The organism is Microbacterium sp. AK009 (assembly GCF_013410955.1).
In the GTDB taxonomy this organism is placed as follows: domain Bacteria; phylum Actinomycetota; class Actinomycetes; order Actinomycetales; family Microbacteriaceae; genus Microbacterium.
Window position 1 is genome coordinate 159,735 of record NZ_JACCCG010000005.1, and the last position, 23,392, is coordinate 183,126.

The window sequence follows — 23,392 nt, forward strand, 5'->3', positions numbered from 1 at the left end:
GGCTGGCCGCGGGACGAAGGGGGATGCCGCGATGGGAGCGCTTCACGAACGGACGCCGGCACGCGTCATCCGGGTGGTGGGCGCCGTCGGAGCCGCGCTCGCGGTGAGCGCCGCGCTGTCGGGATGCGGGATCGTCGAGCGGATCGTCGCGGACGGGGAGACACCCACCCCCACCCCGACCGCGCCCGTGACACCCACCCCGACCGGCCCGGACCCGGTCCTGGCATGGGAGTGCGGTCAGATCAGCGCCCTGAGCGGCGTGGCGATCCGCACGAACTTCGAATACCAGACCGGGCGGCTCGACGAGGTCGAGTACGTCTCACGCCTGGCCGCGCTTCAGGACGCGTGGGTCTACATGCCCACCTACGACACCGCCATCACCCCGTTCATCTACGACGTGCAGGTGCAGGCGGCCGCCGATCCGTCCGGCGCCAATCAGGGCTACATCGACGCCATCAACGCCGCGACGGCGGCCTGCCAGGAGGCCGGCTCGCTGGCGGTGATCACCCCGCTGCCGGAGATGGGCGGCTAGCCTCCTCGGGCAGCACGAGAGGGAGCTCCCGCGACGCGTCCCAGGGACGGGTCCACCCGACACTGTCGAACAATCCGTCCAGCAGCATCCCGGTGAAGCCCCAGACCAGGTGCTCGCGTGCGCCGTCGCGCACGAGGAAGCCGGGTCCGCGCCACTCGCGACCGTCTCGACGGATCACCGTGACGCCACGATTGGCGGGATCGAGCAGGTCGGCGACCGGTGCCCGGAACACGTCCGCGGACTCTGCCTCATCGACCACGCGCACCGGGGACGGGCGACGCCACCAGCCGATGACCGGGGTCACGAGATGACGGGAGTACTCCAGCGGAATCGGCCCGAGGGTGCCGAGCACCTCCACCCCGTCGGGATCGAGTCCGGTCTCCTCCTGCGCCTCCCGCAGCGCCGCGGCGACGGGGCCGTCGTCACCGTCGTCCACGCGTCCGCCGGGGAAGGCGACCTGTCCCGGATGTGAGCGCAGCGTCAGCGCCCGGGCAAGGAGGAGGACGTCGAGGTCGCGGGAGACCGCACCCATCGCGGTGCCCTCGGCACTGGGCTCGGCGTCGAGCACGCCGAAGAGGATGAGCACCGCGGCATCCCTGGCATCGGTGACGTCGGGGAGGTTCGCCACCCGGTCGCCGAGACCCCCGCGGGGATCATCCGCCGCGGCGCGGACGAGTTCGCGGAGCGCCTGTCGCGCGGCATCCGCCGCCGGAGCTGGGGTCACCCTGACAGCGTACGCGGCGCCCCGATATTCGCTCCGCTGCCCGGCGATCAGGGCTTTTCCGCCGTCGTGGGAAGAACATCTCGTTCAGGTAACGCACGGGAAGCGTCCAGACTCAGGCACCAGACTCGGGGACTTGTGCCCCGCCCGGGCGCGTGCCGCGTCACCCGAAGACGCATCCCCCGACACGAAACCGGTACTTCATGCGCTCCACCACGACGACCACTTCCGCCCGCCGCACCCGTCGCGCCGCTGACCGCCGCTCACGCCGCCGGCCCGCCCTCGTCGTCGCCGGCCTGAGCTTCTCGGTCCTCGCCGCGGTCGGCATCACCGCGACCGCACCAACGGCGGCAGCATCGTCGACCACCGCCTTCGGGCCGGTCACGCTCGCCTCGTACACCACCGTGTCCACGTCGCCGCTCGCCGCGCGCTCCGCGACGGAGGCGACCGTGAGTGAGACCGCCGACGCAGAGGCGACCGACGCCGCCGGTGAGGCTCTGGCGGCCGCCGACACGATCGAGGCCGACATCCAGGCCGCCGCGCTCGACATCGGCGAAGCCGATCCGACGGTCGACACCGCAGAGCTCGAAGCGGCACTCGCCCGCCTGCAGTCCGCTGACATCCTCCCCGCGGCCTTCCTGCCCGACCTCGCCGACGACGTCGCCGACGCGGTGGCGGGGGTCGACCAGCGGGTCACCCAGCTGCGCGGCAGCCTCGACGGAGCGCTGGCGAAAAAGGCCGAGGAAGAGGCCGCCGAGAAGGCCCGCCTCGAGGCGGAGGCCGCGGCGGCAGCGGCAGCGGCAGCGGAGGCTGCAGCTCAGACCCGTGCCACCTCGAGCGGCACCGGCGGCGGCGGTGGTGGCGGCTTCGTCCCCACCGGCGGCAGCACCGGTGGCGACAACAGCCCTGGCGGCGCGCAGGCCACGGCGCGCGCGATGCTCGGCAACTACGGCTGGGGCGATGACCAGTTCTCGTGCCTGGTGTCGCTGTGGAACAAGGAGTCGGGCTGGAACTACCAGGCCTACAACCGCTCGAGCGGTGCCTTCGGCATCCCCCAGGCCCTCCCCGGCAACAAGATGGCCTCGGCCGGCGCCGACTGGCAGACCAACGCCGCGACGCAGATCTCGTGGGGTCTTGGCTACATCTCCGGCCGCTACGGCACCCCGTGCGGCGCGTGGAACCACTCGCAGTCGGTCGGCTGGTACTGACCCTCACGCGCGGCAGAACTCACCCGGCTGGCGGATCACCGAAAGGTTCGATCCGCCAGCCGACGCGTTCCAGGGCCGATGCCAGGCGGGCAGCATCCTCGCGCGCGGCGGAGGGCTCGAGCGAGCAGACGTCGACCGCGAACGGCGGGGGTTCGGCGAAGCGCGGCAGATCGACCATCGCCCACGATTTCGCACTGACCCACACCCGCGGGTCGGCCGAACCGGCGTCCTGAACCTCACCGTCGGAGACCAGCGCGATGACGGCGAGCGCGTCGGGTTTCGCGATGGGGAGATTCACCACGAGCGAGACCACGTGCACGACTTCCATGCTCCCAGACCCGCACGCGGTGAAGGCCGAAACCGGCGCGCTGTCCGATGATCCGGATGCCCCGGCGCGGCCAGGTCGCCGCGTCACCGGCCGAAGAAGTCGCCGAGCGCGCCGAACTGGTCGCCGATGCTCGAGACCTGATTCCCGAGACCTGACACGACGTCCCCGACCCCGCCGACGAGACCCTCCGCACCATCGGCGAAGCCCGAGAGATCGGCGCCCTCCGCAATGCCCGAAAGGTCGACGCCGTCGGCGAGGGCGTCGAAATCGACCCCGAATCCCGCGGCCTGCTCGAGGAGCGGCGCCGCCACCGAGCTGACCACCGCAGCTCCCGCCACGGCGCCGAGCACGCCGATGGCAAGACCTCCGGCCCCGACCATCGCCGCACCGCCGCCGACGCGTCCGAGGAGCCCACGCATCCGGCCGGGCCGCTGGGCCTCCGCCCGACCCGCGGCGCGGGCGAGATCCTCCGGCGCCGCCGATCGCGGGCGTTCCGTGGGCGGGAACTCGGTTCGCATGCGCGATTCGATCTGCTGACGCTGCTGCGGAGTGAGCCGGGCGAAGGCCTCGCGATGGATCTGCTCGACCTGGTGCGGATCAGCGGTCTGCATCAGGTAGTCGTAGCGGGCGATCGCCGCCCGATCGGTCTCGTTGGGGCGGCCCGAAGGCGCACCGCCCGCCGGTGGGGGCGTGGTGGAAGGACGACCCCGCGGCGCGGACGGCGCGGGGGGTGTGGCGGACCCCGCACCCGCCGACGGAGGCCCGTCGCCGGACAGGGCACCGGCGGCGCTGCGGACTATCCCCCGCCAATCCGAGGACGACGAACTCGGGGCGGAGCCGCCCTGGTTGTCCAGCGCCTTGGCGGCCATGCCGATCAGCTTGGAGAGCTTGCTCATGACGATCCCTTCTGAACGTCAAGGTCTCCTCCACCCTCGCGGGCCGGTGGGCCGGAACACCACGGGGCGTTCGTACTGACGGGTCCACCGCAATCGGGAGTACTCCCCTTGCCTCGCCCACGTTAGCGACGCGGCCTATGGATCCGCTCGAAAAACAGGCGCGGACCATCGACGTTCCTGGCATGATGGCGTCACCCGTTCCGCCCTGAACGAAAGGGCACGATGCGCTCGCTCACGCGTCGACAGTTCCTCGCGCGCACCGCCGCGCTCGCCGCCGCGCTGTCCCTCGACCCCGACCATCTCGGCCGCGCTCTGGCCGCCCGGACAGCGACGGCGACGACCGGCACCGCCGACATCCCCTCCACGCTCCTGCAGACGATCCTCTACGGACCAGCGGTGCAGGGCAGCTACCGTCGCCTCGTCGCCGGGCCGGGCGAGCCCTACCTTCCCCGCGTCGACGTGCTCGGACGCGATCCCGACCCATCCCGGACGTCGCGACGACGGTCTCTGCTCTACGTCGGGCACCTCTCCGACCTCCACGTCATCGATGCCCAGTCCCCGGGCCGCATCGAGCCGATGATCGTCCAGGATCATTCGGCGTGGGGCTCGGCTTTCCACCCACACGATCCGCTGAGCCCGCACACCGTCGCGGCGATGGTGGGCGCGTTCCACGACGCGCGATTCAGTCCGCTGACCGGAGCTCCCATGGGCGCTGCGGTCGTCACAGGCGACAGCGCCGATATGCACTCGCACCTCGAGCTGCGCTGGTACATCGATCTGATGGACGGGGTGGCCATCGACCCCGCCACAGCGGGACCGACCTACCAGGGCGTGCAGGCGTGGCCCGAGGCGACCTGGGCATATCGCCCCCGGGATCCGACCGGCGGGTCTTTCGGCGAATACGGATTCCCCACGCTCCCCGACATGCTCGAGCGAGCGATCGCCGAGGAGATCCGTCCGACCGGCCTTCCCGCGCCCTGGTACGCGGTGTACGGCAACCACGACACACTCCTGCTCGGGACGTTCGAGCTCAGCCCGTCCCTGCATGCGCTCGCGGTCGGCGGGCAGAAGTCCTACACGCTGGAAGCGACGGCATCGTCGTTCCTGCGCGGCTGGGCTGCAAGCGGCAGCGCGGTGCAGCAGGGATGGGACGCTCTCAATCTCGCGTGGGGACGGTCGGGTTTCCGCGCTGTCCCAGCCAACCCGGAGCGCCGCATCTACGAGACACGCGAGTTCATGGCGGAGCACTTCCGGACCCAGCCCGACCCCGGGCCGATCGGCCACGGGTTTACCCGACGGAACCTCGAGACCGGTGAGACATGGTGGCGGGCAGAACTGAGTCCGCATGTCCGCGCACTCGGCCTCGACACCTGCAATGCCGTCGCGGGGCCTGACGGTGCCCTTCCCGACGCGCAGTTCCGGTGGCTCCGCACCGAGCTCGAGCGCGCCCAGCGCGAGCAGAAGCTCGTCCTCATCCTCAGCCACCACAACAGCCTGACCATGGAGAACACCGCCCAGCGACCCGGCGAGACCGAGATCCTGCGTCACGGGCCCGAGGTCGTCGACCTCATCCTGCAGTTCCCCGTCGCCATCGCGTGGCTGAACGGACACACGCATCTGAATCAGATCCTCGCCCACCGATCGGGCGACCGCGGGTTCTGGGAGATCACGACCGCCTCGTGCATCGATTTCCCCCAGCAGCAGCAGGTCGTCGAGATCGTCGACAACCGCGACGGCACGCTGTCGCTGTTCACCACGGTGCTCGACCACGCCTCGCCTGTCTCACCCGGCGCGCCCGGCCGCACCGGTGATCTCGCCGCGCGGGCCCGCGAACTGGCCGCCAACGACTGGGCCGAAACCCCGATCATGCGCCGAGGATCTCCGCTGGATCGCAACACCGAACTCCTCCTCCCCTCCCCCTTCGATCTGGAGACCATCACCGACGCCTCTTTGCAGGCCCAGCGGATGACGGAGCGGGCGCGCATCATCGCCCACGAACAGCGGAGTGCCTCATGATCCGTCGCTCGGCCTCGGCGATCCTGCTGGCCCCGGCGGTCGTCCTCGCCGTCGCCGGCTGCTCTCAGATCGCTGCGATCGCACCCGTCGGCGGCGACCGCCTGGCGGAGGTCCGTTACGCCGTGAACGACGTCCTCATCGAGGAGGGGATCGACATCCTCGTCGCGCCGGTCTGCACGGTGGGAGCAGACGAGGTCACGGTCACGTGCGAGGGGTCCACCGGTGACGAGCGCACGATCGACGCCACCTCCGAGGTGGAGTCATCCGACCAGATCGTCGTCCGCGTGGGCGACGAGGTCGTCTACGAAGGCTCCCTCAGCGCCGTGCTCGAGAGGGGATCGAGCGGATGACGCGAACCCGCGCCCTTCCTCTCCTCGTCGTCACCGCGGCGATCTTCGTCGGTGCCCTTCTGCAGGCCGCCACCGCCGTTCCGGGCCTCGGGCGCGCGGCTCCCGTGTTCTTCGGGCTGGCCGCCGGCGCCTCGCTCCTCTTCCTGTGGGGGCAGCTCACGTCCCTCACCTGGGCGATCCTGGCTGTGCGCAGGGGCGCGGCATCCGTCCGCCTCATACCCATTGCGGCGTGGTCGGGGATCATCGTGCTCGTCGTCGGGGTGCTGCTCGTGATCTTTCCGCCCGGTGCCGTGCTCGCGGGGGTCGCGGCGCTGTTCGTCCTCCCCGGTGCGAGTGACGGGATGGGGCGCGCCATCCCCGGCGCGGGACGCGCGATGCGTCGTCACCCCTGGCGGTCGGTTCTCCTCGCTGCAGGCGCGATCATCGCCCTCGTCGCTCTCGCTGTCACGGCGGTCGCCGCGGGTCTGTTCCTCACCGGATTCCTCGGTGGAACGGTCATGTGGGTCGCATTCGGCACGGCGGCGGCGGTCCTTCTCACCGCGGCGGCGCGCCTTCACGAGAAGTGACGGTCAGACGGGCCCACGCGAGCCGAGAACGCCTGCCAGGAGCGCATGCAGCAGCGGCGGTACTGCGGCGACGAGGAGGATCGTTCCGAACACCGGGTCGTCGGGGCGGAGCAGGATGCCTCCGATGAGGAGGGCGCCGAACAGCACCGCCGACAGGATGCGCCGGCCGAGGCGCTCCAGACGCGCGAGGCGACGATCGACGCGCGGCGCGTCGACGGCGAGCCGACCCTCCTCCATACGGGTGGCGAGCTTGTCGATCCGGCGCGGGAGCCGCGCGATGAGCCCCGCGGTGTCGACGGCCTGCCGTGTGACGGCCTGCACCACATTGCCGCGTTCCTCGCGCAGCAGGGTGGCGGCGTAGGGCTCGACAGCCTCCCAGATGTTGAAGGCGGGATCGAGGGCGCTCGACACCCCCGAGGTCAGCGACATGGCCCGGATGACCAGGAGGAAGTTCTCGGGCAGCTGGAAGGGAAGCGCCCGGACGAGGTCTCCGAACTCGATCGCGAAGTCGCGGAATTCGCGGGGATCGACCTCGGCGAGCTCGGCGAACCCCATGCCGCCGAACCGCGCGAACAGCTGCGTCATGGCCCGTTCGAGCTCGGCGGTGTCGGCCGAGGGAAGCAGAACCCCCACCTCGCGGATGCTGTCGACCAGACCCACGCCGTCGCGTGCCGCAACGGCGATGACGAGGCGCCGAAGCCCGGCGCGCAGCGAATCGGGGACCTGACCCATCATCCCGAAGTCGATGAAGGTGAGGGTCCACGCCGGCGTCGCCTCCGCCGCCGCGCCGGCCTGAACCGCCGAGGGAGTCACGAAGATGTTCCCCGGATGCGGATCGGCGTGGAAGTACCCGTTTCCGAAGAGCTGCTGGAACATCACCGAGGCGAAAGCCAACGCGACCTCGGTCGGGTCGATCCCCGCGGCGACGAGTGCGTCGCGGTCGTTGATCTTGATCGCCGTGACATCCTGCAGCGTCAGCACGCGCCGCGTCGATCGTTCCCACACCACCGCGGGCGTCGCCACGCGAGGGTCGTCGGCGAAGTCGCGCGCGAATCGCTCGCCGTTCACGCCCTCCTGCAGATAGTCGATCTCCTGCAGCGACGTCTCGGCGAACTCCTCCACGAGCGCCGGCATGTCCACGCGCCGCGATACCAGAGACACCCTGCTCAGCCACACACCGACTTTGCGCAGGGCCCGCAGGTCGACGTCGACGATCTGATCGATTCCGGGGCGCTGCACCTTGACGACGACCTCGGAGAATCCGGCGAGCTCGGCGTCGGGCGCCGACAACCGCGCGCGGTGCGCCTGCCCGAGCGAGGCCGCGGCGACGGGCTGCGGGTCGACGAACGAGAAAGCCTGTGCCAGCGGCACCCCCAGCTCGCTCTCGGCCAGCGCGCGGATGCGGTCGAAGGCGACGGGGGGCACTTCGTCCTGCAGACCCTCCAGTTCCTTCGTGATCTCGGGCGGCAGGATGTCGAGCCGAGACGAGAGGAACTGCCCCACCTTGATCATCAGACCGCCCAGGTCCACGGCGAGTGCATGGAAGCGCCGCGCGATGCGTCGCATCCGACGCGCGCGCCCGCGCGCCACGAAAGCGGTCAGTCCGAATCTCGGAAGGAACAGCTCCCACCACCACGTCTGCAGCATGACGCGCAGCGCGAAGCGGGTGATGCGGCGGTAGCGGGCACGCATCCGTCGGGCGTCGGTCATCGATTCTCCTGGACGCCGACGCACGAGTGGCGTCGAATCAGCTCTGGGCGAGGATGGAGTAGAGCCTACGGCGCGCCTCGTCGAGGACGGCGACAGCCTCTTCCACCTGGGCCGACGAGCCGGAGCGGGCCACCTGCGCGGCGGCCTGTGCCAGGTCGAGACCGGCCTTGGGAAGAGCGGTCATCCGCGGCGACTCGCGGTGCGACGATCCGCTGGACTCCCACGGCGCACCGCGTTCGGCGGCGGCCTCCGCCTCGGCGATCCCGCCCTCGGTCAGGCTGTAGGTCTTGCGCCCGTCAGCTTCCTTAGCCTCGATCAGGCCCTCGTCGGCGAGGAGCTGGAGCGTGGGGTAGACCGAACCGGCGCTGGGCTTCCAGCTGCCGCCGCTGCGCTCCTCGATGAGCTGGATGATCTGGTAGCCGTGCATGGGGCGCTCCAGGAGAAGGGTGAGAACGGCGGTGCGCACATCGCCTCGGTTCATCCGCGGCGCGGACGTACCGCTTCCCATACCCTTCTCGAAGGCGGAGCGCAACTGGTCCATGGCGTCCGCGATGTTCGACATCGGCCATCCCGACGCGGACCCGCCGCGTCCCGAGAATGCATCGCCGAAGAATGAGTTGCTCATGATGACCTCCTCCGCTCCGTCGCGGTCGCGACGTCGAGCGATACCTAACGATATGTCGTTACGCATCGTTGAGGGCGGGTGTGGAGCGAATTCGCAGGTGAGCGGAGACGTCTTCGCAGGGCTCAGACCGGCGCCCGCGCATCGCGCCTCGCCAGGACCTCGGCCCGCTCGTACTGGGGGGCGAGCGACCACTCCTCCCCCAGATGGCGTGCGGCCGTCACCGGCCACACGGGGTCGAGGAGGAATTCCCGGGCGAGCGCGATCAGGTCGGCGTCTCCGGCATCCAGGATCTCCTCCGCCTGCTCGGGGTCGCGGATGAGCCCCACGGCCGCGGTGAGCATCCCCGCCTCCTGCCGGATCCGGCGGGAGAACGGCACCTGGTAGCCCGGTCCGACCGGGATGCGCGCGTCGGCGACGTTGCCGCCCGTCGAGACGTGCACGATGTCTACGCCGCGCCGGCGGAGCCGGGCCGCGAGCCGCACGCTGTCGTCGGCGGTCCAGCCCGCCGGTTCCACCCAGTCGGTGGCCGAGATCCGGACGAAGATCGGCGTCTGCTCGCCGATCTCCTGCCGCACCGCGTCCGTCACCTGCTCCACGAGTCGCACGCGGTTCTCGAAGGAGCCGCCGTAGTCGTCGGTGCGGGTGTTCGACACGGGCGAGAGGAACTCGTGCAGCAGATATCCGTGGGCGGCGTGGATCTCGATGACGTCATACCCGGCCTCGCGTGCTCGTCGCGCCGCGGCGGCGAACTGCTTGATGACCTCCTCGATCCCGGCGCGGTCCAGCGCCCTCGGCACCTGCTTGTCGGGAGCGAAGGCCACCGCGCTCGGAGCGACCGGCTGCCAGTCGGCGGCAGGCTCGACGCTTCCGAACGGGCCGTCGAACGGACGCGGTGAGCTCGCCTTCCGTCCGGCGTGGGCGAGTTGGATGCCGGCAGCCACGCCGTTGTCGCGGAAGAACCGGGTGAGTCGGCGGTGTGCGGCCACCTGCCGGTCGTTCCAGATGCCCAGGTCGTAGGCCGAGATGCGTCCCTCCGCACTGACAGCCGTCGCTTCGACGATGATGAGGCCCGGACGCCCGAGTGCCCGGGAGCCGTAGTGCTGAACGTGCCAGTCGTTGGGCGCGCCGACATCGGGTCCGTCGGGCTCGGCGGAGTACTGGCACATGGGCGCCATCACGATCCGGTTGGACAGGGTGACGCCCCGCAGGGCGAGCGGGCGGAACAGGGGCGATGTCACGGGGGTACCTCCGTAGGTCGCAACGCCGCGGGCGCGGCCGGGAATTCCCGCCGCCGTGCAGACGAGGTGCGCTCAGTCGCGCGCGGTGACGTCGACCTGCAGCTCGGCCGCGATCCGCTCGAGGTCGGCGATGACCGCAGCGACCTCGACCGTCGGCGGGACGACGGCCGAGACGGTCGCCTCGAACAGGCGGCCGCCGGCCATCGCCGCATCGCGGGTCTCGGTCCGCATCCGGTCGATGCTCACACCATGGACGCCGAGAGTGGCGGAGATCTCGTGGACGATCCCCGGATGGTCGTTGCCGAGCACCGTGAACGACAGCCGGCGCGCGGGGGTGTCGTGAGTGGTCCCATCCGCCTCTCCGGGAAGACTCACCGTGACGAGTCCGGGAACGGCATTCAGAGCCGCCCGCAGGTCGTCGAGGCCCTCGTCGGGCGCCGACACCTGCACCACGCCGGCGAAGGCGCCGGCGAGCTCGGTCAGCTCGCTGTGCTCCCAGTTGCCGCCGTGGGCGTCGATTACCTCGGCCACCGAGGCCACGAGGCCGGCACGGTCGGTTCCGACGAGGGTGAGCACGAGGGTCGCCATGGACCCAGCGTACGACTCCGCGCCACGCGTCGCCCCGGGCTGGTTGACTGGGATCATGCCTTCCCCGCCCGACGTGCCGGCCGACGAGGCCGCCGTCGCCACTCTCGTCGCCGCCGACGCCGTCGACAAGCTCGCAGCCCTGGCGATCATCGCGCGGGCGACCGGCAGCACCGTGGTCGGCGGCGGCACCGCGCGTCCCCGCATCCCGCTGCGCGACGGAGTGTGGATCGAGATCGAGATCCCCAAGTTCGGAGAGCCACCGCCGCTCGCGATCGACGTGCACGCCTCCGAGGGGCAGGCTGCGGCCAGGAGCGAGGCCATCGCGTTGCGCGATGTTCTCCGACGCGTCACCGACTGGTCCATCATCGCGGCGTTCCCCGAGAGCGACCCGACCGCCTCGACGCCTACCATGAACAACGCGGCACCGGCGCCTGACACCGACGGCCGATGACACCCCCGGGAGGCTCACCGAGATGAGAGTCGCATCCTCAGCGGACTGGCGAGACGCCCTCCCGTTCGACACCCCCGTTCCCGCCGCCGAGGTCGCCCCGGGCGATCCGGCACGCTGCTCGGGGTGCCCGGCCGACGTGGCGGCGTGGGAACGCACCGCGCTGTTCGCGGTCAAGCACCGTCATCCGAATCATCACTCCGGATTCGTCCGCTTCTACTGCGCGGCGCACGTGCCCGCCGTGGCACCGCCCCCGCCGGCCGCGTCGGCGCCGGCCCGCAAGGCGCGAGCCCCTCGTGCCCCCCGTGAACGGGCGACGCCGCAACGCCGGGTGGTGGACGACAAGCCCCGACCCGTGTGCCCCGACTGCTTCATCGAGGTGTCGGCGACAGGGATTTGCGGCATGTGCGGCGAGCGGATCGCCTGATCAGGTGAAGGCGACGGCGCGGACCGGTGCACCGTCGCCGGAGATCTTCAGCGGGAAGAACCCCACCCGTACCCGATCGGGCAGCGACGCCACCCCGCGGACGTTCTCGACGATGAGGTGATCGGAGCCGAGGACGACGTCGTGGACGGGAAAGCCCGCACCACCTGTCCGATCGGGACTCAGGGTGTCGACGGCGATGACATGGACACCGCGGTCGACGAGCGTCCGCGCCGCGGTGGGATCGAGTGCGGGATGCCGCAGGCGCCGCCGATCATCGGTGAAGAACGCGTCCCAGCCCGTGCTGATCAGGGCGATCGACGGCAGCGCGGCGGGCAGCGTTCCGTAGGGGTCGAGGTCGCGCCAGCCGTAGGTCTCGCCCTCGCCCACCTGAACCCGGAGGACGATCGCATCGCCCACGAGCTCGTCGAGACCCACGGACGCCATCGTCCGGCCACCCGGCACAGTGTGCGAGGGAGCATCGACATGGGTGCCCGTGTGAGAACCCATGGACATCCGGGCGACGTCGACGCCGTGGGCCGCGATGGTGAGCCCCTCCTCGATGTGGACCTCGGGGTCGCCCGGGTACACCGGCATCCCGTCGGTGACGGCGTGGCTGAGATCGTGGATCACGGCGGCTCAGTCCGCCCCGACGGCAGCGAGGTGGCGTTCTGCGGCGAAGGGTCCCCGGCGGCGCGTGGGGAGGGAGACCAGGAGGTAGAGCAGGAAGGTGACGACGAAGGCGGGAACGGTCGCCCCGAACGGCAGCGGCCAGACGTACGCCCACACGTAGGCGAGGATCGCGCCGACGGCCCAGGCTGCCACGGCGAGGAGGTTGACGCCCCCGGTGTACCAGAACCGGCCACCGCGGGGCCGGAGGATGTCTTCGTCGTAGTCACCCCGCTTGATGAGGTAGTAATCGACGATCATGATCGCGAAGACCGGGGCGAACAGTGCGCTGATGGTCACGAGGAACGTGGTGAACTGATCCAGGAGGCCGAAGAACGTCGCACCGATGATCGAGATGACACCCAGCACCAGCGCCGCAGGGAGGAACCGCACGCGCGATCCCGGTACGGCGTTGACCACCGTGGTCACCATCCCGTAGACCACCATGGTGTTGGTCGCCATGACGGAGAGGAAGATCGCCACCGCGAACAGGGCGCCGAAGGGTTCGACGATGGTGGCGGGATCGAAGGGGATCACCTCCACTCCGCTGAGCACCACGTACCCGATCGCCGTCGCTCCGAGCGACATCGCGATCACGGTCGAAAGGGTGTAGCCGACGCCTGAGCCGATGACGCCGGCGCGGGTCGACCGAGCGAAGCGGTTGAAGTCGGCCGAGAGGACCGTCCACGAAATGGCGGTGGCGAGCACCACGTCGAAGACGAGACCGGGGGTGTAGAACGGCGTCTCGGGAGCCGGGATGGCCGCGAACTCGGCTGGACGGAAGGTCGCGAACGAGACGGCGAAGATGTAGACCGCGATGGCGAGGATGACCGCCGCGAACCACGGCTCCACCCGCGCCACGCCCGCATGACCGAAGATCGCGAGGATGACGACGATCGTCTGACAGATCACGGCGAACAGCACGGGGCTGGAGAATCCGGTCACCGCCGCGACGATGTAGTTGAGGGCGAGCCCGGCGAGCATCGCCTGCACCCAGCTCCACCCCATGAGGATCACGACGTTGGCGGCCACCGGGAGGAGGCTGCCTCGGGTGCCGAACGGGCCGCGTGTAAGTGCCATCGTGGGCAGCCCGGTGCGGGTTCCGATCGCACCCACCGTCATGAGCACAGCGGCGCCGAGGACCGTCCCCCCGACGATGAGGCCGATGACCGTGCCGTACCCGACCTCGGGGACGAACAGCGTTCCGGTCAGGAGCGTCGTCACCACGAGGTTGGCGGCGAGCCAGATCATCAGGATGCGACCGAGCGAATAGTCCCCGCGGACGGGTCCGGCGTCGTCGGACTGGGACTGCAGACGGCGATCGAGGCGGGCGTAGAGCGACATCATCGGGCTCCTTGGAAGAGGGAGAAGGGGAGATTCAGCCGAGAGGCGAGAGGTGTTCGTGGACGGCGATGAGGTGTGCGCCCTGGACGGCGAAGACGATGGTTTCCCGCTCGCGGGAGGATTCCTCACCGCCGTCGGTCGCCACCGTGGTGTCCACGGTGTGGGTGAAGACAGCGAACCCGGGGTGGAGCTGCACGAGCGGATCGGACGAGACGCACGACAGCACGCGCCATCCCTCGCGGATCCACGACTCCCAGAGCCGCTCGTAGGCCGCGCGCTCACCGAGTCGCTCCGGCTCGGTGTGGAAGAGGAATGTCGCCGAGGGGGCGAACAGGGAGAAGTAGCGCTCGCCGTCGGTGGCGGCGAAGGCTACGACGATCTCGGCCGCCGCCCGAACCACTTCATCGTGCGTCGGGGTCCTCATGACTCCGCCTCCCTGGGCGCCATGGCGCTGAGCAGCTCGTAGACCGTGTGGCTGGCCGCGACCGCGGTGATCTGCGCGTGATCGTAGGCCGGTGCGACCTCCACCACGTCGGCTCCGACGATCGACAGGTCGCTGAGACTCCGGATGATCGTCAGAAGCTCGCGGCTGGTGAGCCCGCCCGCCTCGGGGGTGCCCGTGCCGGGCGCGTGTGCGGGGTCGAGGACGTCGATGTCGATCGACAGGTAGATGGGCGCGCCCGCGACGCGCGCACGGATCCGCTCGATCGCACGGGTCACGCCGTCGCGCTCGATGTCGTCGGTCGTCACGATGGCGAAGCCGAGTCGCTCGTCGTCGCTGAGGTCGCTCTTGTCGTACAGCGGGCCCCGGATGCCGACGTGCATGCTCGCGGTGAGATCGATCAGCCCCTCCTCCGACGCCCGCCGAAACGGTGTGCCGTGCGTGGTCGGCGCGCCGAAGTAGGTGTCCCAGGTGTCCAGGTGCGCATCGAAGTGGATGACGGCGACCGGGCCGTGGCGCTCTGCCACCGCGCGCAGCAGCGGGAGGGCGATGGTGTGGTCACCGCCGATCGTGACCAGTCGCGCCGCCCGCTCGCCGAGTTCTCTGGCGGCGGCGGCGATCTCGGCCACCGCCGCGTCGATGTCGAACGGGTTGGCGGCGATGTCGCCGGCGTCGGCGACCTGCTGCGATCCGAAGGGGAAGACGTCCTGGGCGGGGTTGTAGGGACGCAGCAGTCGCGAGGCCTCGCGCACGTGCGCCGGCCCGAAGCGCGCACCGGGCCGGTAGCTGACCCCACTGTCGAAGGGCACGCCCACGACCGCGATGTCCGCGCGTGTCACCTCGTCGAGGGTGGGCAGGCGCGCGAAGGTCGCGATGCCGGCGAAGCGCGGAACCACGCTCGCGTCGACCGGACCCCGAGGTGCGGGGGAAGACCCCTGTTGCATATTGGTAAACCTTTGATACTCTGGACGCAACTGCTGCGCTGCACGCTACGCGCGTGCACGCCGTGCGTCAAGAGCGTCGCGGAAGGAGGAGCGGTGAGGGCGATCCACCCCGCTGCCGAGGAGAAGGTCGCGCCCATCGGCGCGAAGCTGCGCGCCGCCCGCACCGCACAGGGCATGTCGCTCGCGCAGGTGGCCACGACCACCGGCCTGTCGAAGGGCTTCCTCAGCCGCGTCGAGCGGGATGAGACCTCACCGAGCGTGTCGACGCTCGTGCAGCTGTGCCAGGTGCTGTCCCTGCCGATGGGGGCACTGTTCGCCGAACCCGAGATCCAGCGAGTGACCTGGGATGAAGCTCCCCGCGTCAACCTCGGTGGCGTTCACGTCGATGATCGACTCCTCTCACCGCGTTCTGAGCAGAGAGTGCAGCTGCTGCGCTCGGAGCTCGCCGCAGACGCCCATGGAGGCCGGGAGCTCTACACCATCAATGGCGATGTCGAGGTCGTCCATGTCGTCTCGGGACGGATGTCGGTGCGATTCGCCGACCGCACGGTGTCGCTGTCCCCCGGTGACGCCCTGACCTTCCCAGGTCGTGAACCCCACACCTGGGAGGTGGAGGGTGGCACCCCGGCGGTCGTCCTGTGGGTGATCGTGCCCGCACCGTGGAGCGGCTCGGCCTGAGTCAGAGCCGCCCCGGCAGGATGGCATGCCAGTACAGCCAGGGCAGGATGCGGCGGTCGAAGATCCACGACAGCCGGTTCTCGCGATACATCGACCGCCAGAAGGGGATCGTCGGCTTCAGCTCCCCGCGATCATCGAACTCCGCGAAGACGACCGTCGAGCGGGAGACGGTGAACGGACAGACCGAGTACCCGTCGTAGCGCGCCGTCGGGCGACGGCCGTCGATCACGGCGGCGAGGTTCTTCGCCAGCACGTAGCTCTGCTTGCGAAGGGCTCCGCCCGACTTCGAATTCGTCGTGTCGGCAGCATCCCCCAGACTCCACACGTTCGGCCATCGCGGATGCCGGAGGGTCTCGGCGGCGACCGCGACGAAGCCGCCGGGGTCGGATGCCGCGGACAGCGGCGTCGCCTTCAGCCAATCGGGGGCGGACTGGGAGGGTTCGACGGACAGCACGTCGTACTCGACGCTCTCGCGCGTCCCGTGCGATTCGAGCGTGACGCGCCGCTGGTCACCGTCGACGACCGCCAGCTCGGTCGAGTACCGCACCTCGATGCCGTACCGGGCGACGACCCGCTCCAGTTCGGCGTCGATCTCAGGGATCCCGAACATGGTCGGGGTGGGAAGGACGAGGATGACCCTGATGTCGTCGAGCACGCCGATCCGACGCCAGTAGTCGCAGGCCTGATACATCGGCTTCTGGCCCGCGCCCGCGCAGGACGCGGGGCCGGCCGGCTGAACGAAGACCGCGGTGCCGCGGCGCAGGTCGCGCAGGGCCAGACTCGCCTTCGCCGCGAGATCGGGCTCGTAGTTCGACACCACCTGCGGTGTGGCCAGCGCCGCGTACAACCCCGGCACCTGCTCCCAGTCGTGCTGCACGCCCGCGCTCACGATGAGGTGGTCGTAACCGACGACGTCGCCGCCGGCGAGGGTCACCGTCGAGCGATCCGGGTCGATGTCGCTCGCGGCATCCTGGATCCAGACGACCCCGCGCGGCGTCACCTCCCCCTGCGGACGCAGGGTCTCACGCAGGCGTGCCGTACCGCCTGCGACGTGCGACAGCAGCGGCTTGTACACGTGCTCATCGCGAGGCTCGACGACCACGATGTCGGAGACCCCGCGCCGGGCGAGGCGCCCGGCGACCGAGAGCCCGCCGTTTCCGCCGCCGATCACCACGACCCGGTGTCGTCGGGTCACCGTCGCGATGGGTGTCACAGGTCGAACTTCTCGTTCTCACCCTCGAGGCGCTCGCCGGTCACCTTGTGCTTGACGAAGGCGAGGAGCGTCGCAACCCGGCCGCCGGGGCTGTCCCAGTACTCGCCTCCCTCGGCGGTGAACCGGAGGAGCACGATCTCGGGATCCTCCGGACCGTTCGGGAACCAGGCCTCGACCCCTGCGTTCCAGAGCTCCCGCAGCTTCGTGTCGTCGGTCACGACGTCGGCGCGACCGGACAGCGACAGCCAGGCATCGTTCGAGCTGAACGACACCCCGACGCGAGGGTCTGCCCGGACGTGCTGCACGGCAGAGGCGTGGCGCGCGATGACGAACCACAGATCGCCGTCGAACTCCGCTTCCTGCACCGTGAGCGGGTGCGCCTGGAGGGAGCCGTCCGTCGCCCGCGTGGTCACCATGGCGAAGCGGAACTTCTTCAGCAGTTCACGCAGCTTCGCCTGCTCGTCGTTGTCTGCGGCGGCCGTCTCGTTCATCGCGTCCCTTTCGTCGAGGTCTAGGTCCATTCCATCCCGGGTGCGGGTCGGATGGCCCCCGGTTGACAAGCGACCGGCACCCTGCCAGCAGCACCGGATTCGCAGGCTGCTCCCAGCTTCGCGGGACCAAATCCGGCCCGCCGACGGTTCCCTTCTGTGACGCGGCAGCCAGCCGCGCGAGGAGGAACCGTGACGAGCGAGTACCGCAAGACACCCGAGGCGATCAGCGCCCTGACCGACCTGCAGTATCAGGTCACCCAGCGCGACGGCACCGAACCGCCGTTCCGCAACGCCTATTGGAACAACCACGAGCCGGGGATCTACGTCGACGTGGTGTCGGGAGAGCCGCTGTTCTCCTCCACCGACAAGTTCGACAGCGGCACCGGGTGGCCGAGCTTCACCCGCCCCATCGACGCCGAGGCGGTGGCGACGAAGACGGATTGGAGGATGATCCTGCCGCGCACCGAGGTGCGATCGGCGATCGCCGACAGCCACCTCGGGCACGTCTTCCGAGACGGACCGCGGGATGCCGGGGGGCTGCGCTACTGCCTGAACTCCGCCGCGCTGCGCTTCGTCCCTGCATCCGAGCTCCAGGCCCAGGGGTACGGCACATACCGCAGACTGTTCGAGAACACCCAGAAGGAGAACGCCTCATGACAAGTGGACCCACCGACACCGGAGCGATCACCCGGCTTCCCGACGCCGAGACCGCCGTCCTTGCGGGCGGCTGTTTCTGGGGCATGGAGGATCTCATCCGCCGGCAGCCCGGCGTGCTGCAGACCCGGGTCGGCTACACCGGCGGCAGCAACGATCACGCCACCTACCGCAACCACCCCGGCCACGCCGAGGCGGTGGAGATCGTCTTCGATCCGTCGCAGACGACATTCCGCGACATCCTGGCGTTCTTCTTCCAGATCCACGACCCGTCCACGCTGAACCGTCAGGGCAACGACATCGGCACCAGCTACCGTTCGGCGATCTTCCCGTTGACCGCCGAGCAGGAGCGGGTCGCTCGCGACACCATCGCCGACGTCGACGCCTCCGGACTCTGGCCCGGCAAGGCCGTCACCACGATCGAGCCCGCCGGTCCGTTCTGGGAGGCCGAGCCCGAGCACCAGGACTACCTGCTGCGCATCCCGAACGGCTACACCTGCCACTTCCCGCGCGCCGGGTGGGTCCTCCCCCGCCGCTCGGAGGTGGAGTCGACGGTCTGATCCGACTCTCTTCGCAGGTTTCGCCCCCGCGGTCAAGGGCTTCGTCCCCGGCCGCGGGGGCGCGACCATTCCCGTGAGAGAAGGAGGATGCCGTGACCAAGGACCTCAAGAAGGGCGATCGTGTCAGCTGGAGCACGTCTCAGGGGCGCACCCAGGGAAAGGTGGTCGAGCGCCGCACGAAGGACTTCCAGTTCGCCGGCCAGAAGTTCACCGCCAGTGACGACGACCCCGCCTACATCGTCGAATCCGAGAAGAGCGGAGACAAAGCCGCGCACAAGGGCTCTGCGCTGCGAAAGCTCTCCTGATCCGCACCCGTTGCCGTGCTACGGTTGACGGGCTTCTCGCGGGTCTTCATGGGGCCGCGCAGAACACGTCCGCTCCGCACTTGTGGGAGCGGCACACCCGGTCGTTCACGCGGCCCGAAAAGAAAAAGGAAAGACACGATGGCCACTGGCACCGTGAAATGGTTCAACTCCGAGAAGGGCTACGGGTTCATCGCACCCGACGACGGCTCGGCCGATCTCTTCGCGCACTTCAGCGCGATCACCGGTGAGGGCTTCAAGGAGCTCCACGAAGCGCAGAAAGTCGAATTCGACGCCGAGCGCGGCCCCAAGGGCATGCAGGCTGCGAACATCCGCGCACTCTGATCTTCATCCCGTCAGCCGGCGGTGGCGACCGACAGGTCTCCCCGCCGGCTGACGGCTTTCTGGGAACTCGGGCGTATACCGCTTCGTGGATACGAAGGTCCGTACCCTGAAGAAAGCGATCGGCATCCGCCTTTGGCTTTCCAGGCCGAAGTGGTCGCGATCGAAACCGAGGTAGACCCATCTCTTCAACCGTCCTCGAGCCCCGCCTCGGACCTGTTCGACAGACATACGCCGGCACAGCGGAATTCCCCCCGATGGCCCGTGCCTACACCGATGTGGCGCAGATCGTCCGCGAGACGGGTCTCCTCACCCGCGCACGCTGGTTCTACGCCCTCGTCGGTGCAGCGATCGCGGTCGGCTTCGGCGCCTGCATCGCCGGCTTCATCCTGCTCGGCGACAGCTGGTTCCAGCTCCTCATCGCCGCTGCGCTCGGCATCCTGTTCACCCAGGTGGCGTTCCTGGCGCACGAGGCTGCGCACCGTCAGATCCTCCGCTCCGGGCCCGCGAACGACCGGCTGGCGCTCATCCTCGGCAACGGCGTCGTGGGCATGAGCTTCTCGTGGTGGGCCAGCAAGCACACGCGGCACCACGCCAATCCCAACCGGGTCGGCAAGGACCCCGACATCGAGATCGACACGATCTCGTTCATCGACGAGGATGCTGCGACCGCGCGGGGCCTCCGCCGGATGATCACCCGGCGACAGGGGTATCTGTTCTTCCCCCTCCTGACCCTCGAAGGGCTGAACCTCCACGCCCTCGCGTTCCGTCACCTCTTCAGCCGACAGCCCGTGAAGGGCCGGTTCGCCGAACTCGGGCTGCTCTTCCTCCGCTTCGGCATCGTGCTCGTTCCCGTCTTCCTCTTCCTCCCCCTGGGTATGGCCTTCGCCTTCCTGGGCGTGCAGCTGGCGGTCTTCGGCGTGTATATGGGAGCCTCGTTCGCCCCGAACCACAAGGGCATGCCGGTGATCGCGAAGGACGCGAAGCTCGACTTCTTCTCCAAGCAGGTGCGCACCTCGCGCAATGTCGCCGGCGGATGGTGGGCGACGGTGCTCATGGGGGGCTTGAACTACCAGGTGGAGCACCACCTGTTCCCCAACATGCCCCGCCCGCACCTGGCGAAGGCTCGGGAGATCGTGCGCGATCACTGCCAGACGCTGGGTGTGCCGTACACCGAGACCAGCCTGTGGCGCTCGTACGGCATCGTGATCGCCTACCTGAACCGGGTCGGGCTCGCGGCGCGCGATCCGTTCGACTGCCCGATGACGGGCGCGTACCGCCGCGCCTGAGGCGGGCGGCGGGCGCAACGGCGGCGCCTCGGTGTGGATGCTCTCCGGTTGCCGGCGTGTCGGGCGTGATCCCCGCGGCTACGCCCGCCCGGGAGAGGTCTGCGCGAGGGAGTGCAGGGCATCACCACTCAGGCGCTGAGTGGTCCACTCCTCCATCGGCAGGGCGCCGATCGCCCGGTAGAAGCGAATGGACGGCTCGTTCCAGTCGAGGACCGTCCACTCGAACCGTGCATATCCGCGTTCGACGCACTCCGCCGCCAGCGCCTGCATGAGCGCGCGGCCGTAGCCGCGGCCTCGGGCGACGTCGTGCACGTAGAGGTCCTCGAGCCAGATGCCGTGCGTTCCGGTCCAGGTGGAGTAGGTGAGGAACCAGATGGCGATGCCGAAGATCGCCCCGTCGCGTTCGACCACATGCGCGAACACGCGCGGGTCCGCTCCGAACAACGAGTCGGTCAGGGCTTCGACCGTGTTCTCGACCGCATCGGGTTCTCGTTCGTAGACAGCGAGTGCGGTGATGGCGTCGAGGATGCCCGGTTCATCTCCAGGTTGTGCGCGGCGCAGGACAGCACCGTCGGGAAGGCTGTGCGAGGTCACCGGATGAGCGTACTGTGTCGAGGTCGCCGGACATCGAAGAGTCTCCTTTAATCGTAGTTCCTTTCTACCAACCCTTCCCCAATTGCCTCCTCAATGTCGGAACCCCCTGCGATGATGTGAGTAGGTCATCGAGACGGAGATTCCAGTGGACGCGAACGAGAAGCGGCGGCGGGCGGAGGACAAGCGCGCCGGGGTGTTCGCGGACGAGCTGGCGAAACTGCAGCGGGCGGAGGCCAAGCTTGCGGCGAAGAAGACCCGATTGCTGGCGGACGCGTATGCGTTGACGTTGGAGCAGCGGTCGCGGGTGGGGTCGGCGTCGTCGCGGGAGCGGGACATGCCGCTACGGTCCATGGCCCTCGAGCTCGGCATGTCCGTGCGGGTCAATGACCGGCCGATGCAGACGCAGATGCACGACGCTTACGAGCTCATGGAGCTGTTCCCGCAGACGATGGAAGCCCTGTCGGAGGGGCGGGTGTCTCGGGCGCATGCGCAGGTGATCCAGGACGCCGGGCGGGTGATCGAGGATGCCGCCGACCGGGCGTCGTACGAGCGGATCGTGCTGGTGGAGGCGGAACGGCAGACGGTGCCGCGGACGAAGAAGTACGCCATCCAACGCGCCGAGGTGTTGGACCCGCGGCCACTCCAAGAACGACACGACAAAGCCATCCGGCAACGGCGTGTGTTCGTCACCGACCTGGACGACACCCTGTCGGCCCTGACGATCGTGGGCGGGAACGTCTACATCCACGGCGCCTACCACCGGCTCACGGGCCAAGGCACCACGGTCAAGAACGTCGACCGCGCGAAACGGCGCGCATACGCCGCCGCGCAGACTGAGGCGGAGAAGACGGGCAGGAACGGCAACGGCAAGAGCATCGGCAACGGCACGAGCAAAGCCGAGGCCACGCAAGACGCCGAAGCCAGGCACGACGACGAGCCGTGGTTCGACGACCGGACCCTCGACGAGATCCGGTGCGACCTGGCCCTGGACATGCTCCTCGCCGGGTCCCCGGTGATCGACCCCACCGACCCCACCAGCGGCGGGCTCGGCGCAATCAAGGCGGAGGTGCAGATCACCATCCCCATCACCACCCTCACCGGAGTCACAAACTCCGGCGCCGAGCTGAACGGTCTCACCCCCGTCGACCCGGAGACGGCGAGGCGGATGGCGGGAACCGCGAAGATCTGGGAACGGGTCATGACCGACCCCATTACCGGGGTCGTGACCGCGGTCGACAGGTACCAGCTCCATCCATCGCAAACCCGGTTCCTCAACGCCCGCGATGTCACCTGCCGCACACCCGGATGCCGAAGGCCCGCAAAGGACTGCCACATCGACCATTCGAAAGACTTCGCGCTCGGCGGGCCCAGCTGCAACGACAACCTCTGCAACGAGTGCGCGAGACACCATACGTTGAAGCACGCCACGAACTGGCACGTGGAACAGCTGCCCGGCGGCATCCTGACGTTCACCAGCCCCGGCGGGAAGACCCACGACAGCCATCCCCCATCGCGGGTCGCGTTCGTCCCCACTGACCACGGCGAATACAGCGTTGCACCCTTCTGAGGGTCACCGGCCACGTGTTCGGCAGGATGCCGCACGAGCGCCGGGGACGAGGGATCAGGACGATCGCGTGCTGGCTCGCAGCGGCCCATCGACCCACTGATCGACCTGGTCCTGCGAGCGCAGACGAACCACGGCCGGAGCCGTGTCATCCCCCGCCAGTCGGGGGATCCGCTCGTCGTACTTGTGCCGGGTGCGGATGGACCACCGCACGATGTGCTCGGGATCCGTGAGGAAGGTGTGAAGCGGAGGTTCGATGTTGCCGTTCCACAGCACCTCGCGGCGGAGTCGCCGCCGGAGGGTCCGGCGCACAACGCGCGGGAACACGCAGGTCCAGAAGGGCAGATCGAGCCAGACCAGGGTGTCGGCACGAGCCGTCAGGAGCGGCCGCGCCGGCGCGTACTGCCATTCGGTGACCCAGGACTCCCCCTCCACCAGCCTCTCGACGTCACCGAGGAACTCCGGTCGTTCGGTCCAGCCTGCCCCGTGGAACAGGGCGTCGATCTCGGTGTGCGGCGCCCCGGTGATCTCAGCGATCCTCGCCGCGAGTGTCGTCTTCCCCGCCCCCGACACCCCCGCAACCGCGAACCGGCGCGGGCGCCGGGGCAGCGGATCGTCGAACGCGAGCACCGCACGATGATACGGCGCTAGCCTTC

General features: G+C 69.5%; 29 protein-coding genes. 14 read left to right on the plus strand and 15 right to left on the minus strand.

From position 1 onward, the window contains the following. The first annotated feature begins 31 nt into the window (after positions 1 to 31). Positions 32 to 532 carry a hypothetical protein gene (locus tag HDC37_RS12225; protein WP_179560677.1) on the plus strand — a complete coding sequence of 167 codons (501 nt, stop codon included), beginning with the start codon at positions 32 to 34 and terminating at the stop codon, positions 530 to 532. Here the strand turns inward: HDC37_RS12225 and HDC37_RS12230 are convergent. Next, positions 504 to 1,256 (minus strand): NUDIX hydrolase, encoded by a 753-nt coding sequence (locus tag HDC37_RS12230; RefSeq protein ID WP_374939181.1) that lies wholly within the window; start codon positions 1,254 to 1,256, stop codon positions 504 to 506. The two genes, HDC37_RS12225 and HDC37_RS12230, sit on opposite strands and share 29 nt — an antisense overlap. A gap of 200 nt (positions 1,257 to 1,456) precedes the next feature. Between HDC37_RS12230 and HDC37_RS12235 the strand changes: the two genes are divergently transcribed. Continuing rightward, positions 1,457 to 2,461, plus strand: a complete 1,005-nt coding sequence (locus HDC37_RS12235; RefSeq protein WP_179560678.1) for a lytic transglycosylase domain-containing protein — start codon at positions 1,457 to 1,459, stop codon at positions 2,459 to 2,461. Between the two features lie 19 nt (positions 2,462 to 2,480). On the opposite strand, the gene HDC37_RS12240 is transcribed toward HDC37_RS12235, so the two are convergent. Next, positions 2,481 to 2,789 (minus strand): hypothetical protein, encoded by a 309-nt coding sequence (locus tag HDC37_RS12240; RefSeq protein WP_179560679.1) that lies wholly within the window; start codon positions 2,787 to 2,789, stop codon positions 2,481 to 2,483. 83 nt (positions 2,790 to 2,872) lie between these two features. Further along, positions 2,873 to 3,685: a cation-transporting ATPase gene (locus tag HDC37_RS12245; protein ID WP_179560680.1), complete on the minus strand. Its 813-nt coding sequence runs from the start codon at positions 3,683 to 3,685 to the stop codon at positions 2,873 to 2,875. 222 nt (positions 3,686 to 3,907) lie between these two features. Between HDC37_RS12245 and HDC37_RS12250 the strand changes: the two genes are divergently transcribed. The 3 genes from HDC37_RS12250 to HDC37_RS12260 are packed head-to-tail and all read left to right on the plus strand — an operon-like array spanning position 3,908 to position 6,617. After that, positions 3,908 to 5,701 (plus strand): TIGR03767 family metallophosphoesterase, encoded by a 1,794-nt coding sequence (locus HDC37_RS12250; RefSeq protein ID WP_179560681.1) that lies wholly within the window; start codon positions 3,908 to 3,910, stop codon positions 5,699 to 5,701. Continuing rightward, positions 5,698 to 6,051, plus strand: coding sequence for a hypothetical protein (locus tag HDC37_RS12255; RefSeq protein WP_179560682.1), 354 nt, complete (start codon positions 5,698 to 5,700; stop codon positions 6,049 to 6,051). Before HDC37_RS12250 ends, HDC37_RS12255 begins: the two co-directional genes overlap by 4 nt. Beyond that, positions 6,048 to 6,617 carry a hypothetical protein gene (locus HDC37_RS12260; protein WP_179560683.1) on the plus strand — a complete coding sequence of 190 codons (570 nt, stop codon included), beginning with the start codon at positions 6,048 to 6,050 and terminating at the stop codon, positions 6,615 to 6,617. The genes HDC37_RS12255 and HDC37_RS12260 overlap by 4 nt, the downstream gene beginning before the upstream one ends. Positions 6,618 to 6,620: 3 nt before the next feature. Here HDC37_RS12260 and HDC37_RS12265 read toward each other — a convergent pair whose 3' ends face one another. From HDC37_RS12265 to HDC37_RS12280, 4 genes are all read right to left on the minus strand, one after another. Beyond that, the gene (locus HDC37_RS12265; RefSeq protein WP_179560684.1) at positions 6,621 to 8,327 is read right to left on the minus strand and encodes an AarF/ABC1/UbiB kinase family protein; all 1,707 of its coding nucleotides are present in this window, start codon (positions 8,325 to 8,327) and stop codon (positions 6,621 to 6,623) included. A 37-nt stretch (positions 8,328 to 8,364) separates the two neighbouring features. Then, on the minus strand, positions 8,365 to 8,952 hold the full coding sequence (locus HDC37_RS12270; RefSeq protein ID WP_179560685.1) for a PadR family transcriptional regulator: 588 nt from the start codon (positions 8,950 to 8,952) through the stop codon (positions 8,365 to 8,367). 122 nt (positions 8,953 to 9,074) lie between these two features. Beyond that, positions 9,075 to 10,190: an NADH:flavin oxidoreductase/NADH oxidase gene (locus tag HDC37_RS12275; protein WP_179560686.1), complete on the minus strand. Its 1,116-nt coding sequence runs from the start codon at positions 10,188 to 10,190 to the stop codon at positions 9,075 to 9,077. 72 nt (positions 10,191 to 10,262) lie between these two features. Continuing rightward, positions 10,263 to 10,778, minus strand: a complete 516-nt coding sequence (locus HDC37_RS12280; protein ID WP_179560687.1) for a glycine cleavage system protein R — start codon at positions 10,776 to 10,778, stop codon at positions 10,263 to 10,265. 55 nt (positions 10,779 to 10,833) lie between these two features. On the opposite strand from HDC37_RS12280, the gene HDC37_RS12285 reads away from it, so the two are divergent. Both HDC37_RS12285 and HDC37_RS12290 read left to right on the plus strand, forming a co-directional pair. Then, positions 10,834 to 11,229, plus strand: a complete 396-nt coding sequence (locus HDC37_RS12285) for a hypothetical protein (protein WP_179560688.1) — start codon at positions 10,834 to 10,836, stop codon at positions 11,227 to 11,229. Between the two features lie 22 nt (positions 11,230 to 11,251). Beyond that, positions 11,252 to 11,653, plus strand: coding sequence for a glucose-6-phosphate dehydrogenase (locus tag HDC37_RS12290; protein ID WP_179560689.1), 402 nt, complete (start codon positions 11,252 to 11,254; stop codon positions 11,651 to 11,653). On the opposite strand, the gene HDC37_RS12295 is transcribed toward HDC37_RS12290, so the two are convergent. Genes HDC37_RS12295 through speB form a run of 4 tightly spaced genes read right to left on the minus strand, consistent with a single transcriptional unit; the run spans position 11,654 to position 15,049 of the window. Next, entirely contained in the window at positions 11,654 to 12,283 is a 630-nt protein-coding gene (locus HDC37_RS12295) for a cyclase family protein (RefSeq protein ID WP_179560690.1), read from the minus strand. 6 nt (positions 12,284 to 12,289) lie between these two features. Further along, on the minus strand, positions 12,290 to 13,666 hold the full coding sequence (locus HDC37_RS12300; RefSeq protein WP_179560691.1) for a cytosine permease: 1,377 nt from the start codon (positions 13,664 to 13,666) through the stop codon (positions 12,290 to 12,292). A 31-nt stretch (positions 13,667 to 13,697) separates the two neighbouring features. Then, a complete protein-coding gene (locus tag HDC37_RS12305) occupies positions 13,698 to 14,087 on the minus strand; it encodes a nuclear transport factor 2 family protein (protein WP_179560692.1) in 390 nt (129 codons plus the stop codon). Further along, the gene (gene speB / locus HDC37_RS12310) at positions 14,084 to 15,049 is read right to left on the minus strand and encodes an agmatinase (RefSeq protein ID WP_179560693.1); all 966 of its coding nucleotides are present in this window, start codon (positions 15,047 to 15,049) and stop codon (positions 14,084 to 14,086) included. The genes HDC37_RS12305 and speB overlap by 4 nt, the downstream gene beginning before the upstream one ends. 93 nt (positions 15,050 to 15,142) lie before the next feature. Between speB and HDC37_RS12315 the strand changes: the two genes are divergently transcribed. Further along, a complete protein-coding gene (locus tag HDC37_RS12315; protein ID WP_179560694.1) occupies positions 15,143 to 15,727 on the plus strand; it encodes a helix-turn-helix domain-containing protein in 585 nt (194 codons plus the stop codon). A gap of 1 nt (position 15,728) precedes the next feature. Here the strand turns inward: HDC37_RS12315 and HDC37_RS12320 are convergent, their stop codons facing one another. Both HDC37_RS12320 and HDC37_RS12325 read right to left on the minus strand, forming a co-directional pair. Beyond that, positions 15,729 to 16,940 (minus strand): NAD(P)/FAD-dependent oxidoreductase, encoded by a 1,212-nt coding sequence (locus tag HDC37_RS12320; protein WP_374939182.1) that lies wholly within the window; start codon positions 16,938 to 16,940, stop codon positions 15,729 to 15,731. Continuing rightward, a complete protein-coding gene (locus HDC37_RS12325; RefSeq protein WP_179560695.1) occupies positions 16,937 to 17,431 on the minus strand; it encodes a pyridoxamine 5'-phosphate oxidase family protein in 495 nt (164 codons plus the stop codon). The genes HDC37_RS12320 and HDC37_RS12325 overlap by 4 nt, the downstream gene beginning before the upstream one ends. A gap of 189 nt (positions 17,432 to 17,620) precedes the next feature. Here HDC37_RS12325 and msrB point away from each other — a divergent pair, with 189 nt between their 5' ends. The 5 genes from msrB to HDC37_RS12350 all read left to right on the plus strand — a co-directional run bounded on the left by msrB (position 17,621) and on the right by HDC37_RS12350 (position 20,578). Then, the gene (gene msrB / locus HDC37_RS12330) at positions 17,621 to 18,088 is read left to right on the plus strand and encodes a peptide-methionine (R)-S-oxide reductase MsrB (RefSeq protein ID WP_179560696.1); all 468 of its coding nucleotides are present in this window, start codon (positions 17,621 to 17,623) and stop codon (positions 18,086 to 18,088) included. Further along, positions 18,085 to 18,645 carry a peptide-methionine (S)-S-oxide reductase MsrA gene (msrA, locus tag HDC37_RS12335; protein ID WP_179560697.1) on the plus strand — a complete coding sequence of 187 codons (561 nt, stop codon included), beginning with the start codon at positions 18,085 to 18,087 and terminating at the stop codon, positions 18,643 to 18,645. Before msrB ends, msrA begins: the two co-directional genes overlap by 4 nt. A gap of 92 nt (positions 18,646 to 18,737) precedes the next feature. Beyond that, the gene (locus HDC37_RS12340) at positions 18,738 to 18,950 is read left to right on the plus strand and encodes a DUF2945 domain-containing protein (protein ID WP_179560698.1); all 213 of its coding nucleotides are present in this window, start codon (positions 18,738 to 18,740) and stop codon (positions 18,948 to 18,950) included. Between the two features lie 138 nt (positions 18,951 to 19,088). Then, complete coding sequence (locus HDC37_RS12345; RefSeq protein ID WP_124293899.1) at positions 19,089 to 19,292, plus strand: cold-shock protein; 204 nt, start codon at positions 19,089 to 19,091, stop codon at positions 19,290 to 19,292. A gap of 179 nt (positions 19,293 to 19,471) precedes the next feature. Continuing rightward, positions 19,472 to 20,578 (plus strand): acyl-CoA desaturase, encoded by a 1,107-nt coding sequence (locus tag HDC37_RS12350; protein ID WP_179560915.1) that lies wholly within the window; start codon positions 19,472 to 19,474, stop codon positions 20,576 to 20,578. Positions 20,579 to 20,656: 78 nt separating this feature from the next. Here the strand turns inward: HDC37_RS12350 and HDC37_RS12355 are convergent, their stop codons facing one another. Continuing rightward, positions 20,657 to 21,172 (minus strand): GNAT family N-acetyltransferase, encoded by a 516-nt coding sequence (locus HDC37_RS12355; RefSeq protein ID WP_179560699.1) that lies wholly within the window; start codon positions 21,170 to 21,172, stop codon positions 20,657 to 20,659. A gap of 145 nt (positions 21,173 to 21,317) precedes the next feature. Between HDC37_RS12355 and HDC37_RS12360 the strand changes: the two genes are divergently transcribed. Beyond that, the gene (locus HDC37_RS12360; RefSeq protein WP_179560700.1) at positions 21,318 to 22,739 is read left to right on the plus strand and encodes an HNH endonuclease signature motif containing protein; all 1,422 of its coding nucleotides are present in this window, start codon (positions 21,318 to 21,320) and stop codon (positions 22,737 to 22,739) included. Positions 22,740 to 22,793: 54 nt separating this feature from the next. On the opposite strand, the gene HDC37_RS12365 is transcribed toward HDC37_RS12360, so the two are convergent. Then, a complete protein-coding gene (locus tag HDC37_RS12365; RefSeq protein ID WP_179560701.1) occupies positions 22,794 to 23,366 on the minus strand; it encodes an AAA family ATPase in 573 nt (190 codons plus the stop codon). Positions 23,367 to 23,392: the final 26 nt, after the last annotated feature.